Source organism: Nocardioides halotolerans DSM 19273 (assembly GCF_000422805.1).
Classification (GTDB): domain Bacteria; phylum Actinomycetota; class Actinomycetes; order Propionibacteriales; family Nocardioidaceae; genus Nocardioides; species Nocardioides halotolerans.
In genome coordinates, this window is sequence record NZ_KE383922.1 from 677,280 (window position 1) to 692,895 (window position 15,616).

The 15,616-nt window shown below is 71.3% G+C and carries 14 protein-coding genes; 3 read left to right on the forward strand and 11 right to left on the reverse strand.

Features of this window, described 5'->3' with window-relative positions:
* Nucleotides 1-16: 16 nt before the first annotated feature.
* The 3 genes from zwf to pgl are packed head-to-tail and all read left to right on the forward strand — an operon-like array spanning nt 17 to nt 3,191.
* On the forward strand, nt 17-1,540 hold the full coding sequence (gene zwf, locus G514_RS0113930; protein ID WP_028652249.1) for a glucose-6-phosphate dehydrogenase: 1,524 nt from the start codon (nt 17-19) through the stop codon (nt 1,538-1,540).
* The gene (locus G514_RS26770; protein WP_036564687.1) at nt 1,540-2,451 is read left to right on the forward strand and encodes a glucose-6-phosphate dehydrogenase assembly protein OpcA; all 912 of its coding nucleotides are present in this window, start codon (nt 1,540-1,542) and stop codon (nt 2,449-2,451) included. The genes zwf and G514_RS26770 overlap by 1 nt, the downstream gene beginning before the upstream one ends.
* On the forward strand, nt 2,448-3,191 hold the full coding sequence (gene pgl, locus G514_RS0113940; protein ID WP_028652250.1) for a 6-phosphogluconolactonase: 744 nt from the start codon (nt 2,448-2,450) through the stop codon (nt 3,189-3,191). The genes G514_RS26770 and pgl overlap by 4 nt, the downstream gene beginning before the upstream one ends.
* 12 nt (nt 3,192-3,203) lie before the next feature.
* On the opposite strand, the gene G514_RS0113945 is transcribed toward pgl, so the two are convergent.
* The 11 genes from G514_RS0113945 to uvrA form a co-directional block, all read right to left on the reverse strand.
* Complete coding sequence (locus G514_RS0113945; protein WP_028652251.1) at nt 3,204-3,563, reverse strand: RNA polymerase-binding protein RbpA; 360 nt, start codon at nt 3,561-3,563, stop codon at nt 3,204-3,206.
* A gap of 14 nt (nt 3,564-3,577) precedes the next feature.
* A complete protein-coding gene (gene secG, locus G514_RS0113950; RefSeq protein ID WP_028652252.1) occupies nt 3,578-3,817 on the reverse strand; it encodes a preprotein translocase subunit SecG in 240 nt (79 codons plus the stop codon).
* 44 nt (nt 3,818-3,861) lie between these two features.
* Nucleotides 3,862-4,656, reverse strand: coding sequence for a triose-phosphate isomerase (gene tpiA, locus G514_RS0113955; protein WP_028652253.1), 795 nt, complete (start codon nt 4,654-4,656; stop codon nt 3,862-3,864).
* 5 nt (nt 4,657-4,661) lie between these two features.
* On the reverse strand, nt 4,662-5,861 hold the full coding sequence (locus G514_RS0113960; RefSeq protein WP_028652254.1) for a phosphoglycerate kinase: 1,200 nt from the start codon (nt 5,859-5,861) through the stop codon (nt 4,662-4,664).
* Nucleotides 5,862-5,863: 2 nt separating this feature from the next.
* Nucleotides 5,864-6,859 (reverse strand): type I glyceraldehyde-3-phosphate dehydrogenase, encoded by a 996-nt coding sequence (gene gap / locus G514_RS0113965; RefSeq protein ID WP_028652255.1) that lies wholly within the window; start codon nt 6,857-6,859, stop codon nt 5,864-5,866.
* Between the two features lie 128 nt (nt 6,860-6,987).
* Nucleotides 6,988-7,971: a DNA-binding protein WhiA gene (gene whiA / locus G514_RS0113970; RefSeq protein WP_028652256.1), complete on the reverse strand. Its 984-nt coding sequence runs from the start codon at nt 7,969-7,971 to the stop codon at nt 6,988-6,990.
* Between the two features lie 25 nt (nt 7,972-7,996).
* Nucleotides 7,997-8,980 carry a gluconeogenesis factor YvcK family protein gene (locus tag G514_RS0113975; RefSeq protein WP_028652257.1) on the reverse strand — a complete coding sequence of 328 codons (984 nt, stop codon included), beginning with the start codon at nt 8,978-8,980 and terminating at the stop codon, nt 7,997-7,999.
* 5 nt (nt 8,981-8,985) lie between these two features.
* Complete coding sequence (gene rapZ, locus G514_RS30325; RefSeq protein ID WP_028652258.1) at nt 8,986-9,867, reverse strand: RNase adapter RapZ; 882 nt, start codon at nt 9,865-9,867, stop codon at nt 8,986-8,988.
* A complete protein-coding gene (gene uvrC, locus G514_RS0113985; protein ID WP_028652259.1) occupies nt 9,864-11,870 on the reverse strand; it encodes an excinuclease ABC subunit UvrC in 2,007 nt (668 codons plus the stop codon). Before uvrC ends, rapZ begins: the two co-directional genes overlap by 4 nt.
* A gap of 40 nt (nt 11,871-11,910) precedes the next feature.
* On the reverse strand, nt 11,911-12,384 hold the full coding sequence (locus G514_RS0113990) for a Rieske (2Fe-2S) protein (protein ID WP_028652260.1): 474 nt from the start codon (nt 12,382-12,384) through the stop codon (nt 11,911-11,913).
* Between the two features lie 77 nt (nt 12,385-12,461).
* Nucleotides 12,462-15,521, reverse strand: a complete 3,060-nt coding sequence (gene uvrA / locus G514_RS0113995) for an excinuclease ABC subunit UvrA (protein ID WP_028652261.1) — start codon at nt 15,519-15,521, stop codon at nt 12,462-12,464.
* Nucleotides 15,522-15,616: the final 95 nt, after the last annotated feature.

A 15,616-nucleotide genomic window follows, 5' to 3' on the forward strand; every position in this document is an offset into this window, starting at 1 on the left:
CCCCGCTGGTTGTCCGATGGTGAGGCCGAACCCGCTGCGCGCCCCCGAGGACCGCCGCCTGCCGCGGATCGCGGGTCCGTGCGGGATGGTGCTCTTCGGCGTCACAGGCGACCTGTCGCGCAAGAAGGTGATGCCGGCGATCTACGACCTCGCCAACCGCGGGCTGCTGCCGCCGGGCTTCAGCCTGACCGGGTTCGCGCGGCGCGACTGGGCCGACCAGGACTTCGCGGACATCGTCCACGACTCGGTGAAGCAGCACGCCCGCACCGAGTTCCGCGAGGAGACGTGGAAGCAGCTCGCCGAGGGGTTCCGGTTCGTCCAGGGTGACTTCGACGACGACGTCGCCTTCGACAACCTGCGCCGCACCATCGAGGAGCTCGACCGCGACCGCGGCACGGACGGCAACCACGCCTTCTACCTGGCGATCCCCCCGGCGTTCTTCGGCGTGGTGGCGAGACAGCTCAAGGAGCACGGCCTCGCCGAGCCCCAGGGCGACGCCTGGCGCCGGGTGGTGATCGAGAAGCCGTTCGGTCATGACCTCGAGTCGGCGCGCGAGCTGAGCGCCGACCTGGCGACGGCGTTCCCGAGCGACACGATCTTCCGGATCGACCACTACCTCGGCAAGGAGACCGTCCAGAACATCCTCGCGATGCGTTTCGCCAACGAGATGTTCGAGCCGCTCTGGAACAGCAACTTCGTCGACCACGTGCAGATCACGATGGCCGAGGACGGCGGGATCGAAGGCCGGGCGGGCTACTACGACGGCATCGGCGCCGCCCGCGACGTGATCCAGAACCACCTGCTCCAGCTCATGGCCCTGGTCGCCATGGAGGAGCCGAAGTCGTTCGACGCCCTCGACCTGCGCACCGAGAAGCAGAAGCTGCTGGCCAGCGTCAGCCTGCCCCGGCGCCTCGACCTCACCACGGCCCGCGGCCAGTACGCCGAGGGCTGGTCCGGCGGGCGCAAGGTGCGCGGCTTCCACGACGAGGACGGCGTCCGCGCGACGTCACGGACCGAGACGTTCGCCGCGGTGACGCTCCACGTCGACAACCGGCGCTGGGCCGGCGTCCCGTTCTACCTGCGCACCGGCAAGCGCCTCGGCCGCCGGGTCACGGAGGTGGCCGTGGTCTTCAAGCGCGCGCCGCACCAGCCCTTCAGCGCCACCTCGGTCGAGGAGCTCACCCACAACGCGATCGTGATCCGCGTGCAGCCCGACGAGGGCGTGACGATCCGGTTCGGCAGCAAGGTGCCGGGCGCGGGCATGGAGATCCGAGACGTCAACATGGACTTCGTCTACGGCGGGTCGTTCACCGAGTCCTCGCCCGAGGCCTACGAGCGGCTGATCCTCGACGTGCTCCTCGGCGACCCGCCGCTCTTCCCCCGGCACGAGGAGGTCGAGCTGTCGTGGAAGATCCTCGACCCGGTGCTCGAGTTCTGGGAGCGCAAGGGCAGGCCTGACCCCTACCCCTCCGGCACCTGGGGACCGGAGTCGGCGGACAAGATGCTCGCCCGCGACGGCCGGACCTGGAGGCGTCCCTGATGCTCATCGCTCTCAACGACACCGACTCCGCGGGCATCGCGGCTGAGTTCGTCCGGGCCCGGACGCGCGCCGGCAGCCCGGCCATGGGCATGGTGCTGACGATGGTCATCGTCGCCGACGAGGACCAGGCCGACACCGCGATGGACATGGCCCGCGAGGCCTCTCACGAGCACCCCGCACGGGTGCTCGGGGTGATCCTCGGCAACGGCCGCGGCGCCTCGCAGGTCGACGCCCAGGTCGGCACCGGCTCGGGCTGGACGGGCGAGACGGCGCTGATCCGGCTCACCGGCGAGGTGGTCAAGCACCCCGACTCGGTCGTGCTGCCGCTGCTGCTCCCCGACTCCCCCGTCGCGGTGTGGTGGCCGACCAACCCGCCCGCCGACCCCGCGACCGACCCGCTCGGCAGGCTGGCCCAGCGCCGCGTCACCGACTCCGCCAACGTCGCCCGCGGAGGCGCGGCCGCGCTGCGCCACCAGTGCAAGGCGTACACACCCGGCAACACCGACCTCGCGTGGACCCGGCTGACCCCGTGGCGGGCGCTGCTGGCCGCCGCGCTCGACCAGCACCCGCTCAAGGTGTCGAAGGCCACCGTGTCGGCTGAGCGGTCCAACCCGAGCGCCGACCTGCTGACGGCCTGGCTGCGCCTGCGGCTCAAGGTCGACGTCGAGCGCAAGACGTCGAAGGGCCCGGGCATCACCTCGGTGCAGCTCGAGACCGCCGAGGGCCCGATCAGCATCTCCCGGCCCGACGGCCGGCTGGCGACGTACTCCTCGCCGGGCCATCCCGACCGGCCGATCGCGCTGCGCCGCCGTGACGTGCACGAGCTGCTGGCCGAGGAGCTGCGCCGGCTCGACGAGGACGAGGTCTACGCCGCCGTGGCGAAGACCCTGACGAAGAGCAGGTCCCTGTGAACGACGCCCCCGCCGTCCCGCCCCGCATCGAGGTGCACGAGTCGGCCGACGCGCTGGCGACCGCGATCGCCGGCGAGCTGCTGGCCCGGCTGGCCGACGCCCAGAGCAGCGGCCACGAGCCGCAGATCGCGCTCACCGGCGGCTCGATCGCCGAGGCGGTGCACCGCGAGGTCGCCCGGCTCTCCGACGGCGCCGAGGTCGACTGGTCGCGGGTGGTCGTCTGGTGGGGCGACGAGCGGTTCGTCGAGCCCGCGTCCGACGACCGCAACGAGCGCCTGGCCCGCGAGGCCTTCCTCGACCTGGTCGACGTCGACCCGGCGAAGGTCCACCCGATGCCGTCGACAGAGTCGGCCTCCGACGTCGAGGCCGGTGCCGCGGCGTACGCCGCAGAGCTGCGCAGCTTCGGCAGCGGCGCCTTCGACGTCCTCATGCTCGGGGTCGGGCCCGACGGCCACATCGCGTCGCTGTTCCCCGGCTTCCCCCAGCTCGACGTGACCGACCAGATCGCCGTCCCGGTCACCGGCTCGCCCAAGCCCCCGCCCGAGCGGATCAGCCTCACCCTCGACGCCCTCAACCGATCCAAGGCGGTGTGGTTCCTGGTCAGCGGTGAGGGCAAGTCCGAGGCCGTCGCCCGCGCCCTGGCCGAGGGCACCGACCTCCACGACTGCCCCGCCTCCGCCGTCCACGGCTCCGAGGAGACCATCTGGTTCCTCGACCGCGACGCCGCCTCCCGCCTCTAGGGGCGGGCGGGGTCAGAAGATGATGTCGCCGGACTTGCGGCGGGAGCGGAGGAGCTCGAGGGCCTCGTCGAGGATGGTGGCGGCCTCGGCGTCGGAGCGGCGCTCCTTCACGTAGGCGAGGTGCGTCTTGTAGGGCTCGATCTTGGGGGCCGGCGGGGGGTTGTCGGAGTCGACGCTGGCCGGGAGGCCGCACTTGGGGCAGTCCCAGTTCTCCGGGACGGCGGCCTCGACGGCGAAGGTGACCACCGAGCGGTGGCCGTGGGAGCAGAAGTAGGTGATCGCCTGGCGGGGTGCTGCCTCGCCGCGTTCCGCCTCGCCCATCGGGCCGGCGCCGACCCTGCTCCCGCGAATGGCGTTTCCTCCACCAGCCATCTCGGGTCCTTCCTTCAGCCCTGGTAGGCCAGCAGCAGGCCCATCCCGATGACGGTGGCGAACCAGATGACGCCGATGCCGACGGTGAGCCGGTCGAGGTTGCGTTCGGCCACGGAGGAGCCACCCAGGGAGCTGGAGACGCCTCCACCGAACATGTCGGAGAGACCGCCACCGCGACCCTTGTGCAGCAGGACGAGCATGATCATCAAGACGCTGGTCAAGATGAGGATGACCGTGAAGAGAGTGTTGAGCACGGCGGCGATCCTACGTCACGAAAGTGGATCGCCCGAAAGGGTGGTCACAGAACAGGCATGTCGTAGTACCGACAGATGCCGCCGAACTCGTCCGCCTGCAGGCTGGCACCCCCCACGAGGCACCCGTCGACGTCCGCCTCGGCCATGATCCCGGCGACGTTCGCCGCCTTCACCGAGCCTCCGTAGAGGATGCGTACGCCGTCGGCGGCCGCGTCGCCGAACGCCTCGCGGACCTGCCCGCGCACCGCCTGGCAGACCTCCTGCGCGTCCGCCGGCGTCGCCACCTCGCCCGTGCCGATCGCCCACACGGGCTCGTAGGCGATCACCAGCCCGGCGACCTGCTCGGCGGTGAACCCGGCCAGCGAGCCCTCGGCCTGCGACATGCAGTGGGGGACGTGCTCCCCCGCCTGCCGGACCTCGAGCCCCTCGCCGACGCACACGATCGGCGTCATGCCGGCCGCCAGCGACTTGTGCGCCTTGGTGTTGACGACCTCGTCGGTCTCGCCGTGGTGCTCCCGCCGCTCGCTGTGACCCACGATGACGTAGGAGCAGCCGAGCTTGGCCAGCATCGCCGCGGAGATCTCGCCGGTGTAGGCGCCGCCGTCGTGCTCGGAGACGTCCTGCGCGGCGTAGCGGATCGAGAGCCGGTCACCGTCGACCAGGGTCTGCACCGAGCGGATGTCGGTGAACGGCGGCGCCACGACCACCTCGACCCGACCGAAGTCGTGCTTCTTGTCGTCGAGGGTCCACGCCAGCTTCTGGACGAGGACCACCGCCTCCTGGTGGTTGAGGTTCGACTTCCAGTTCCCCGCCATCAGCGGGGTGCGGGTCGTTGCCATCGTGGTCAGCCTTCCAGCACGGAGAGACCGGGCAGCGTCTTGCCCTCGAGGTACTCGAGGCTGGCGCCGCCGCCCGTGGAGATATGTCCGAACGCGCCCTCGTCGAAGCCGAGCGTGCGTACGGCGGCCGCGGAGTCGCCACCGCCGACGACCGAGAGCCCGTCGACGCGGGTCAGGGCCTCGGCGACCACGCGGGTGCCCTCGGCGAACGCCGGGGTCTCGAAGACGCCCATCGGCCCGTTCCAGAAGACCGTGTGCGCCTCGGCGATCGCGTCGGCGAACGCCCTCGCGGAGTCGGGGCCGATGTCGAGGCCCAGCGCGTCGGAGGGGATCTCGTCGGCGGCGACCACCTGCGGCTGGGGGTCGCGGTCGCCCGCGGGGAACTCGGTGTCGACGACGATGTCGGTCGGGAGCACGATGCGGACGCCGGTGTCCTCCGCGCGCTGGAGGTACTCGGCGCAGACCTCGACCTGGTCCTCCTCCAGCAGGCTCTTGCCGACGTCGTGACCTCGGGCCTCGAGGAAGGTGAAGACCATGCCGCCGCCGATGAGCAGCGTGTCCGCCTTGTCGAGCAGGTGGTCGATGACGCCGAGCTTGTCGGAGACCTTGGAGCCGCCGAGGACGACGACGTACGGACGCGCGGGGTCCTCGGTGAGCTGCTTCATCACCTCGAGCTCGCGGGCCACCAGGCCGCCCATCGCGTGGGGAAGCCGCTGCGCGACGTCGTAGACGGACGCCTGCTTGCGGTGCACGACGCCGAACCCGTCGGACACGAACGCGTCGGCCAGCGCGGCGAGCCGGTCGGCGAAGTCGCCGCGCTCCGACTCGTCCTTGCTGGTCTCACCGGGGTTGAACCGCACGTTCTCGAGCAGCGCCACCTGGCCGTCCTCGAGCGCGGCGACGACCTCGCGGGCCGACTCGCCGACGGTGTCGGTCGCGAACGCGACGTCCTGGCCCAGCAGCTCGCCCAGGCGTACGGCGACCGGCCGCAGCGAGTAGCGGTCCTCGGGCGCGCCCTTGGGCCGGCCCAGGTGCGCGGTCACGACGACGCGCGCACCAGCCTCGGACAGCTCCTTGAGGGTGGGGACGCTGGCACGGATCCGGCCGTCGTCGGTGATCTGTGTGCCGTCGAGCGGCACGTTGAGGTCTGACCGGACGAGGACCCGCTTCCCGGCGACCTCGCCCAGCCCGGCGTACTGACCCATGTCTAGAGCGTGCCGCCCACGTAGCTGACCAGGTCGGCGAGGCGGTTGGAGTAGCCCCACTCGTTGTCGTACCAGCCGACGACCTTGACCTGGTTGCCGATGACCTTGGTCAGCGGCGCGTCGAAGATGCACGAGGCCGGGTCGGTGGTGATGTCGCTGGAGACGATCGGGTCCTCGTTGTAGCGCAGGATGCGGCCGTCGGCGGCGGCCTTCACCGCGGCGTTGACCTCCTCGACCGTCGTCTCGCGGCCGGCCTCGAAGGTGAGGTCGGTGGCCGAGCCGGTGGGCACCGGCACGCGCAGCGCGTAGCCGTCGAGCTTGCCCTTGAGCTCGGGCATGACCAGGCCGATCGCTTTCGCCGCGCCGGTCGAGGTCGGGACGATGTTGGTCGCCGCCGCTCGCGCGCGACGCAGGTCGCGGTGCGGGCCGTCGAGCAGGTTCTGGTCGCCGGTGTAGGCGTGCACCGTGGTCATCAGGCCGCGCACGATCGTGAACTCGTCGTGGAGGACCTTGGCCATCGGCGCGAGGCAGTTGGTGGTGCAGGAGGCGTTGGAGATGATTGTGTGCGCGGCGGGGTCGTAGTCGCCCTCGTTGACGCCCATCACGATCGTGACATCCTCGTTCTTCGCGGGCGCCGAGATGATGACCTTCTTCGCGCCGCCGTTGACGTGCGCCTTGGCCTGCTCGGCGTCGGTGAAGAAGCCGGTGGACTCGATGACGACGTCGGCGCCGACCGCGGCCCAGTCGAGCTTCGCGGGGTCGCGCTCCTCGAACACCTTGAACGTGTGGCCCGCGGCGCTGATCTCGGTGTCGGTGTGCGTGACGTCGCCGTCGAGCCGACCCAGGATCGAGTCGTACTTCACCAACGTCGCGAGCGTCTTGTTGTCGGTGAGGTCGTTGACGGCGACGATCTCGATGTCTGCGCCCGAGGCCACGACGGCCCGGAAGAAGTTGCGGCCGATGCGGCCAAAGCCGTTGATGCCGACGCGAACGGTCACTGCGGTGCTCCTGTGGGTCGTCTGGAACGATCAAGTCGACCCTACCGAGCCGCCGGTACGACGCCAGAAGCGCGTCCGGCGTACGTGCCGGTAACCGGGGTGGATGCGATCGGTGGCTGCGCTGCGGTCTACTCGGCTTCGAGCATCTCCGGGGTGAGCGAGGCCTCGGTGTCGGGGATGCCGAGGTCCTCGGCGCGCTTGTCGGCCATGGCGAGCAGCCGGCGGATCCGGCCGGCGATGGCGTCCTTGGTGAGCACCGGGTCGTGCAGCTGGCCGAGCTCCTCGAGCGAGGCCTGCTTGTGCTCCAGCCGCAGCGCGCCGGCCATCTTGAGGTGGTCGGGGATCTCGTCGCCGAGGATCTCCAGCGCGCGCTCGACCCGGGCGCCGGCCGCGACGGCGGCGCGGGCGGACCGGCGCAGGTTGGCGTCGTCGAAGTTGGCGAGGCGGTTGGCGGTGGCCCGCACCTCGCGGCGCATCCGCCGCTCCTCCCAGGCCATGAGCGACTCGTGGGCGCCCAGCCGGGTGAGCAGCTGGCCGATCGCGTCGCCGTCGCGCATCACGACGCGGTCGATGCCCCTGACCTCGCGGGCCTTGGCCTGGATGCCGAGCCGCCGGGCCACGCCGACCAGCGCCAGGGCGGCCTCGGGGCCGGGGCAGGTCACCTCGAGGGACGACGAGCGACCGGGCTCGGTCAGCGAGCCGTGCGCCAGGAACGCGCCCCGCCACGCGGCGACGGCGTCGCAGCCACCGCCCGAGACGACCGCCGGCGGCAGGCCGCGGACCGGGCGCCCGCGCTGGTCGAGCAGACCGGTCTGGCGGGCCAGCGCCTCGCCCTGCTTGCTGATGCGCACGATGTAGCGGCTGCCCTTGCGGATGCCGTTGCCCTGCACCATGACGACGTCGGACTCGTGGCCGTAGACCTCGGACACGTCGGTGCGCAGCCGGCGAGCCGCGGCGCCGGTGTCGAGCTCGGCCTCGACGACGATCTTGCCGTTGACGATGTGGAGCCCGCCGGCGAAGCGGAGCATCGAGGCCACCTCGGCCTTGCGGCAGCAGGTCTTGGTGATCTGGGTGCTGGCCAGCTCGGACTTCACCTGTGCCGTCATCGCCATGAGGCGATCCTTGCACGCACGTCAATCACCCTTCGCCCATGATCCGGGAGTACGCCGCGGCCAGCTTGGCGGGGTCGTGGCGAGGGGTCCCGGGGGCCTCTGCGACGTCGTCGACGACCAGTCGCGCACCCTGGGCGGCGACGGTCTCCTCGAGCTCGACGAGCTCGTCGCGGCCGAGGTGGTGGTCGGCCAGGACGGTGTGCACGCGCAGCGCCGGCGCGTGCTCCGCGAGCACCCGGAGGTGGTCGGCGGGGCCGAACCCGGGGGTCTCACCGGCCTCGGCGGCGAGGTTGAGCACCACCACGACGCGCGCGTCGGTGCTCGCCAGCGCCTGCCGCAGCGCGGGCACGAGCAGGTGCGGGATGACGGAGGTGAACCAGGACCCCGGCCCGAGCACGACCCAGTCGGCCGCGTCGATCGCCCCGAGCGCCTCGGGCGCCGCCGGGGGGTCGGGCGGCACCAGCGCGATCGAGTCGATGGTGCCGTCGGTCGTGGCCACCTCGACCTGCCCGCGCACGCTGGTGAGGGCGTCGGGGTCGTCAGCGGACAGGCCGCGGACCTCGGCGGTGATGTCCATCGGCACCAGCGCCATCGGCAGCACCCGCCCGCTGGCGCCGAGCAGCCGGCCGACGTAGTCGAGCGCGTCGACGTGGTCGCCGAGCAGCTCCCACAGGCTGACGATCAGCAGGTTGCCCACCACGTGGTCGCGCATCTCGCCGTGACCGGCGAACCGGTGCTGGAGCACCCGCGACCACGTCACGCCCCACTCGTTGCGCCCGCAGAGGGCGGCCAGCGCCATCCGCAGGTCACCCGGGGGCAGCACGCCGAACTCCCCCCGCAGCCGCCCCGACGACCCGCCGTTGTCGGCGACCGTGACGACCGCCGTCAGCTCGTCGACCACGAGCTCGTCGACGAGCAGTCGCAACGCCGAGAGCGACGCGTGGAGGCCGTGGCCGCCGCCGAAGGCGACCACCGAGACCGCGCGGTCCCTCGCGCGGGCCTCACTCACCGCGCTCACTCCCGGCCGAGGTCGCGGTGGTAGCCGCGGGCCTCGATCCCGCGCTCCTGGAGCCGCCGGACGACCTCCTCGGTCACGGTGACGCTGCGGTGCTTGCCGCCGGTGCAGCCGATGGCCACCTGGGCGAACCTCTTGCCCTGCCGGAGGTAGCCGTCGGCCACGCCGGCGATGAGCTCCACCCAGCGGTCGACGAACTCCGCCGCCCCCTCCTGCTCGAGCACGTAGTCGGCCACCTCGGGGTCGAGGCCGGTGCGCGGCCGCAGCTCGGGGATCCAGTGCGGGTTGGGCAGGAACCGCATGTCGGCCATGAAGTCGGTGTCGACGGGGATGCCGTACTTGAAGCCGAAGCTGACCACGCTCACCTTGAGCCGCACCGTGAGCGGAGTGCCGAACTCGGCCGCGATGCGGGCGGTGAGCTGGTGGACGTTGAAGTCGGAGGTGTCGATCACGAGGTCGGCGTCGCCCCGCAGCCCGGCGAGCACCTCGCGCTCGCGCTGGAGGCCGTCGAGCAGCCGGCCGTCGCCCTGGAGCGGATGCGGGCGCCGGGCGGCCTCCTGGCGGCGGACGAGCACCTCGTCGCTCGCCTCGAGGAAGACCAGCGTTGCGTGGCGGCCGGTCGCGCCGTGCGCGAGGTTCTCCGTCAGCGAGTCGAAGAAGGCGCCCGAGCGCACGTCGATCACGAGCGCCACGGGCTGAGCCGGCCCCTTGCTGGCGTCGACGAGGCGGACGACGTCCTTGAGCAGGCCGGGCGGCAGGTTGTCGATGACGTAGTAGCCGAGGTCCTCGAGCTCCTTGGCTGCGGTGCTGCGGCCGGCGCCGGTCATGCCGGTCACGACGACCAGCTCTCCGGGCTTGGCGGTGGCGTCCTCGGTCGTCACGACTCGTCGACGATCTCGCCCGTGGCAGCGTTGAAGGAGGGAGTCACCGGCACAGTCTGACGATCGCCCTTGGCGGCGGCCACCGCGTCCTTGATCGCGGCCGCGGTCGTGGGCCCGATGCCGGGCACCTGCGCGATCTCAGCGACCTCGGCCTCGCGCAGCTTCTTGAGCGAGCCGAAGTGCTTGAGCAGCGTCTTGCGCCGCACCTCGCCGAGGCCCGGAACGTCGTCGAGCAGGCTCTCGACCATCGACTTCGAGCGCCGCGAGCGGTGGTGGTTGATGGCGAACCGGTGCGCCTCGTCGCGGATGCGCTGGAGGAGGTAGAGGCCCTCGGACGAACGCCGGAGGATGACGGGGTCCTCCTGGCCCGGGACCCAGACCTCCTCGAGGCGCTTCGCCAGGCCCACGACCGGGATGTCGACGATGCCGAGCTCGTCGAGCGCCCGCTGGGCGGCCGCCACCTGGGGCGGGCCGCCGTCGACGACGACCAGCCCCGGCGCGTAGGCGAACTTGCGGGGCCGGCCGGTCTCGGGGTCGACCAGCATGGGGCCGGCGTCAGGATTGTCGGGGTCGCTGGGCCGCAGCTCCGACCTGGCCTGCTCGTCGAGGAGCCTCCGGAACCGCCGCGTGATCACCTCGTGCATCGACGCGACATCGTTCTGGCCGTCGACGCCCTTGATCACGAAGCGGCGATACTCGCCCTTGCGGGCCAGGCCGTCCTCGAAGACGACCATCGAGGCCACCACCTCGGTGCCCTGGAGGTTGGAGACGTCGTAGCACTCGATGCGCAGCGGCACGTCGTCGAGCTCGAGCGCCCGCTGGATCTCCTCCAGCGCGCGGTTGCGGGTGGTGAGGTCGCTCGCCCGCTTGGTCTTGTGGAGCGCCAGCGCCTCGAGGGCGTTGCGGGCCACCGTCGCCTGCAGCGCCTTCTTGTCGCCGCGCTGCGGCACCCGGATCTGGACCCGGCTGCCGCGCAGGTCGCCGAAGAGCTGCTCGAACGTCGCCACGTCGGGCGGCAGCTCGGGGACCAGGATCTCCCGCGGGATCGAGTCGCGCGCCTCGTCGGGCCCGGTGCCGGCGTAGAGCTGGAGGAGGAAGTCCTCCACCAGGTCGGGGGTGCCGCCATCCTCGACGCGGTCGGCGACCCAGCCGCGCTGTCCGCGGATCCGGCCGCCGCGCACGTAGAAGACCTGCACCGCGACCTCGAGGGGGTCCTCGGCCAGCGCGATCACGTCGGCGTCGGACCCGTCGCCCAGGACGACCGCCTGCTTCTCCAGCGCCCGCTCCATCGCTCCGAGGTCGTCACGGAGCCGGGCGGCCTTCTCGAAGTCCTCGCGGTCGGACGCGGCGTACATCTCGCGCTGGATGCGCTTGATGAACGGCCGGGTCTGCCCGGCCATGAAGTCGCAGAAGTCGTCGACGATCTCGCGGTGGTCGTCGGCGGAGATGTTGCCGACGCACGGCGCGGAGCACTTGTCGATGTAGCCGAGCAGGCAGGGCCGCCCGATCTGGCCCGAGCGCTTGAAGACGCCGTTGGAGCAGCTGCGCATCGGGAAGACCCGCAGCAGGATGTCGACGGTCTCGCGGATCGCCCAGGCGTGGCTGTAGGGGCCGAAGTAGCGGGTGCCCTTGCGCTTCGCGCCGCGGCCCACCATCACCCGCGGGAACTCCTCACCGACGGTGACCGCGAGCCAGGGGTAGGACTTGTCGTCGCGGTACTTCACGTTGAACCGCGGGTCGAACTCCTTGATCCAGGAGTACTCCAGCTGGAGCGCCTCGACCTCGGTGTTGACGACCGTCCAGTCGACGCCGGCCGCGGTGGTCACCATGGTGGCGGTGCGGGCGTGCAGGTTGCCGATGTCCTGGAAGTACGACGACAGCCGGGCCCGGAGGTTCTTGGCCTTGCCGACGTAGATCACCCGGCCGCGGGCGTCGCGGAACCGGTAGACCCCCGGCTGGGTCGGGATCGACCCCGTCGCGGGGCGGAACGACGCGGCAGCCACCCCTCAACCCTACGAGCCCGTGCCGACACCCCCGTGGGGGCTACGCCAGGCTGATCGAGTCGCCCGAGACGGTGATCGGCACCTCGTCGAGGGGGAACGTCGCCGGCCCCTGCTCGACCTCGCCGTTCTCGATGGAGTACTGGCTGCCGTGGCAGTCGCAGTTGATCGTGCCGTCGGAGACGCTGCTCACCAGGCAGCCCTGGTGGGTGCAGACCGCGGTGAAGCACTTGAACTCCCCCGCCGTCGGCTGGGTGACCACGACCTCCTGGTCGGGGAAGATCGCGCCGCCGCCGACCTCCACGGCCGCCGTCGTCGTGAGCGCCTCTCCCCCCGGCGCGGCGCCGCCGGTCTCGGTCGGGGCGTCGCCCGACGACGGAGCGGACGCGGACGACGGCGAGCGGGTGGGCTCCGAACCGGTCTCGGGCTCGTCGGCGCACGCGGCGAGCAGCGGCACGCCGACGCCGGCGGCCGCGAGGCCGCCCAGGGTGCGGCGGGAGATCTTGTCGGTGGTCATGACGGCGGGTTCCTCACAAGGGTCGAGTCGAACGGGTCGGGCGCGTCCCTCATCAACGTGCGAGGGCGCCGAAGGGTTCAGGCGGACTTGCGCGAGGTGCGCGACGCGGCCTTCTTGCCGGTCTTGCCGACGGTCTTGCCGGCGGTCTTGCCGGCGGTCGTCTTGGTCGGCTTGGTGGTCGTCCTGCGCGCCGGGCCGCGCGCGGCGGGCGCCGCGGCGGCGGGCTTCTTGCGGGCCGGCTGCTTGGCCTCGCGGCCGGTCAGCAGCGGCTTGAGGAAGGCGCCGGTGAAGCTGTCGGGGTTGTCAGCGACCTGCTCGGGCGTACCCTCCGCGACCACCATGCCGCCGCGCGAACCGCCCTCGGGCCCCATGTCGATCAGCCAGTCGGCGGTCTTGATGACGTCGAGGTTGTGCTCGATGACCAGCACCGTGTTGCCCTGGTCGACAAGTCGGCCGAGCACGAGCAGCAGCTTGCGGATGTCCTCGAAGTGCAGGCCCGTGGTCGGCTCGTCGAGGACGTAGACCGTGCGGCCCGTCGACCGCTTCTGCAGCTCGGAGGAGAGCTTGACGCGCTGCGCCTCGCCGCCCGACAGCGTGGTCGCGGGCTGGCCGAGCCGGACGTAGCCGAGGCCCACCTCGACCAGCGTCTTCATGTGCCGGTTGATGGCCGGGACGGCGGCGAAGAAGTCGACGGCCTCCTCGATCGGCATGTCGAGGACCTCGGCGATGGTCTTGCCCTTGTAGTGGACCTCGAGCGTCTCGCGGTTGTAGCGGGCGCCGTGGCAGACCTCGCACGGCACGTAGACGTCGGGCAGGAAGTTCATCTCGATCTTGATCGTGCCGTCGCCCGCGCACGCCTCGCAGCGCCCGCCCTTGACGTTGAAGGAGAACCGGCCCTGCTGGTAGCCGCGCATCTTGGCCTCGGGCGTCGAGGCGAACAGCTTGCGGATGTGGTCGAAGACGCCGGTGTAGGTCGCGGGGTTGGACCGCGGGGTCCGGCCGATCGGCGACTGGTCGACGTGGATCACCTTGTCGACGTGGTCGAGGCCGGTGATCCGCTGGTGGCGGCCCGGGATGGCCCGCGCGTGGTAGATCTGCTTGGCCAGCGAGGTGTAGAGGATGTCGTTGACCAGCGTCGACTTGCCCGAGCCGGACACGCCGGTGACCGCGACGAAGAGCCCGAGCGGGAACGTCACGTCGATGTTGCGCAGGTTGTGCTCGCGGGCGTCGACCACGGTCAGCTCGCGACCGGTGGTGCGGGGCCGCCGGATCGGCGGCACCGGGATCTCCTTCTTGCCGGAGAGGTACTGGCCGGTGATCGAGTGGGGGTTGGCCAGCAGCTCCTTGACGGTGCCGCTGTGCACCACCTGGCCGCCGTGCTCGCCCGCACCGGGGCCGATGTCGACGACCCAGTCGGCGTTCTCGATGGTGTCCTCGTCGTGCTCGACCACGATCAGCGTGTTGCCGAGGTCCTTCAGGCGCAGCAGCGTCTCGATGAGCCGCTGGTTGTCGCGCTGGTGGAGGCCGATCGAGGGCTCGTCGAGGACGTAGAGCACGCCGACCAGGCCGGCGCCGATCTGGGTGGCGAGCCGGATGCGCTGCGCCTCGCCGCCCGAGAGCGACCCGGACGGCCGGTCGAGCGAGAGGTAGTCGAGACCGACGTCGAGCAGGAAGTTGAGCCGCTCCTGGATCTCCTTGAGCACCCGCTCGCCGATCTGGCGCTCGCGGGCGGACAGCTCGACCTCGCGCAGGAACCGTGCGGTCTCGTTGATCGGCATCGCGCAGACCTCGGCGATGTTGAGGCCGCCGGCGCCCGAGTCGTGCAGTGCCAGATCGCCGAGGGTCACCGCCATCGAGACCGGCTTGAGCCGGCTGCCCTTGCAGGCCGGGCACGGCACCTCGCGCATGAAGCCCTCGAACCGCTCGCGACTGGTGTCGGACTCGGCCTCGCGGTGGCGGCGCTCGATGTAGGTGCGGACGCCCTCGAACTCCGCCCAGTAGGCGCGCTCGCGGCCGTAGCGGTTGCGGGTGACGACGTGGACCTTGGTCGGGTGGCCGTCGAGGATCGAGCGCTGCGCCTTGGCGGGGAGGTCCTCCCACGGCGTGTTGAGGTCGAAGCCGAGCTCGGCACCGAGCGCGCCCATGAGGCGGAGGAAGTAGTCGGCGACGTGCGCCTGGCTCCACGGCTGGATCGCGCCCTCGCCCAGGGTCGCCTGGGCGTCGGGGACGACCAGCTCGGGGTCGACCTCCATGCGGGTGCCGAGGCCGCTGCACTCGGGGCAGGCACCGAAGGGGCTGTTGAACGAGAACGAGCGGGGCTCGAGCTCGTCGGTGTCGATCGGGTGGTCGTTGGGACAGGCCATCCGCTCGCTGAACTTCAGCTCGCGGCCGGGGTCCTTGTCCGGCAGGTCCACGAGGTCGAACACCACGAGCCCGCCGGCGAGGTTGAGGGCGGTCTCGACCGAGTCGGTGAGCCGCCGCTTGCTGGACGCCTTGACCGCGAGGCGGTCGACGACGACCTCGATGGTGTGCTTCTTCTGCTTGTCGAGCTTGGGCCCCTCGGATGACAGCGTCTCGAGCGAGTGGGTGTCGCCGTCAACGCGGGCGCGGGAGAAGCCCTGGGTCTGGAGCTGGCGGAAGAGCTCGACGTACTCGCCCTTGCGCCCGCGGATCACCGGCGCGAGCACCTGGAAGCGGGTGCCTTCGTCGAGCGCCATCACGCGGTCGACGATCTGCTGGGGGGTCTGGCGCTCGATCGGGCTGTGGCAGACCGGGCAGTGGGGTCGGCCGGCGCGCGCGTAGAGGAGGCGCAGGTAGTCGTAGACCTCGGTGATGGTGCCGACCGTCGAGCGAGGGTTCTTGGACGTCGACTTCTGGTCGATCGACACCGCGGGGCTCAGCCCCTCGATGAAGTCGACGTCGGGCTTGTCCATCTGGCCGAGGAACTGGCGGGCGTACGCCGACAGCGACTCGACGTAGCGGCGCTGGCCCTCGGCGAAGATCGTGTCGAACGCGAGGCTGGACTTGCCCGAGCCGGAGAGCCCCGTGAAGACGATGAGGGAGTCGCGCGGCAGGTCGAGCGAGATGTCCTTGAGGTTGTGCTCCCGGGCGCCCCGGATGATGAGCTTCTCCTGCACCTGCGGGTCCTCGATCTCTTGTCGTCGCCGTTCGAACAAACGTTCGCAACACTACCGCCCACGAGCAAGCCGCCGCGCCGCGGATCCTGCTCGTT

Coding starts and splice junctions, on each gene's coding strand:
- G514_RS26770 (WP_036564687.1), top strand. CDS start 1,540: ATGCTCATCGCTCTCAACGACACCGACTCCGCGGGCATCGCGGCTGAG.
- zwf (WP_028652249.1), top strand. CDS start 17: ATGGTGAGGCCGAACCCGCTGCGCGCCCCCGAGGACCGCCGCCTGCCG.
- whiA (WP_028652256.1), bottom strand. CDS start 7,971: ATGGCGATGACGGCACAGGTGAAGTCCGAGCTGGCCAGCACCCAGATC.
- G514_RS0113990 (WP_028652260.1), bottom strand. CDS start 12,384: ATGACCACCGACAAGATCTCCCGCCGCACCCTGGGCGGCCTCGCGGCC.
- tpiA (WP_028652253.1), bottom strand. CDS start 4,656: ATGGCAACGACCCGCACCCCGCTGATGGCGGGGAACTGGAAGTCGAAC.
- G514_RS0113960 (WP_028652254.1), bottom strand. CDS start 5,861: ATGGGTCAGTACGCCGGGCTGGGCGAGGTCGCCGGGAAGCGGGTCCTC.
- G514_RS0113945 (WP_028652251.1), bottom strand. CDS start 3,563: ATGGCTGGTGGAGGAAACGCCATTCGCGGGAGCAGGGTCGGCGCCGGC.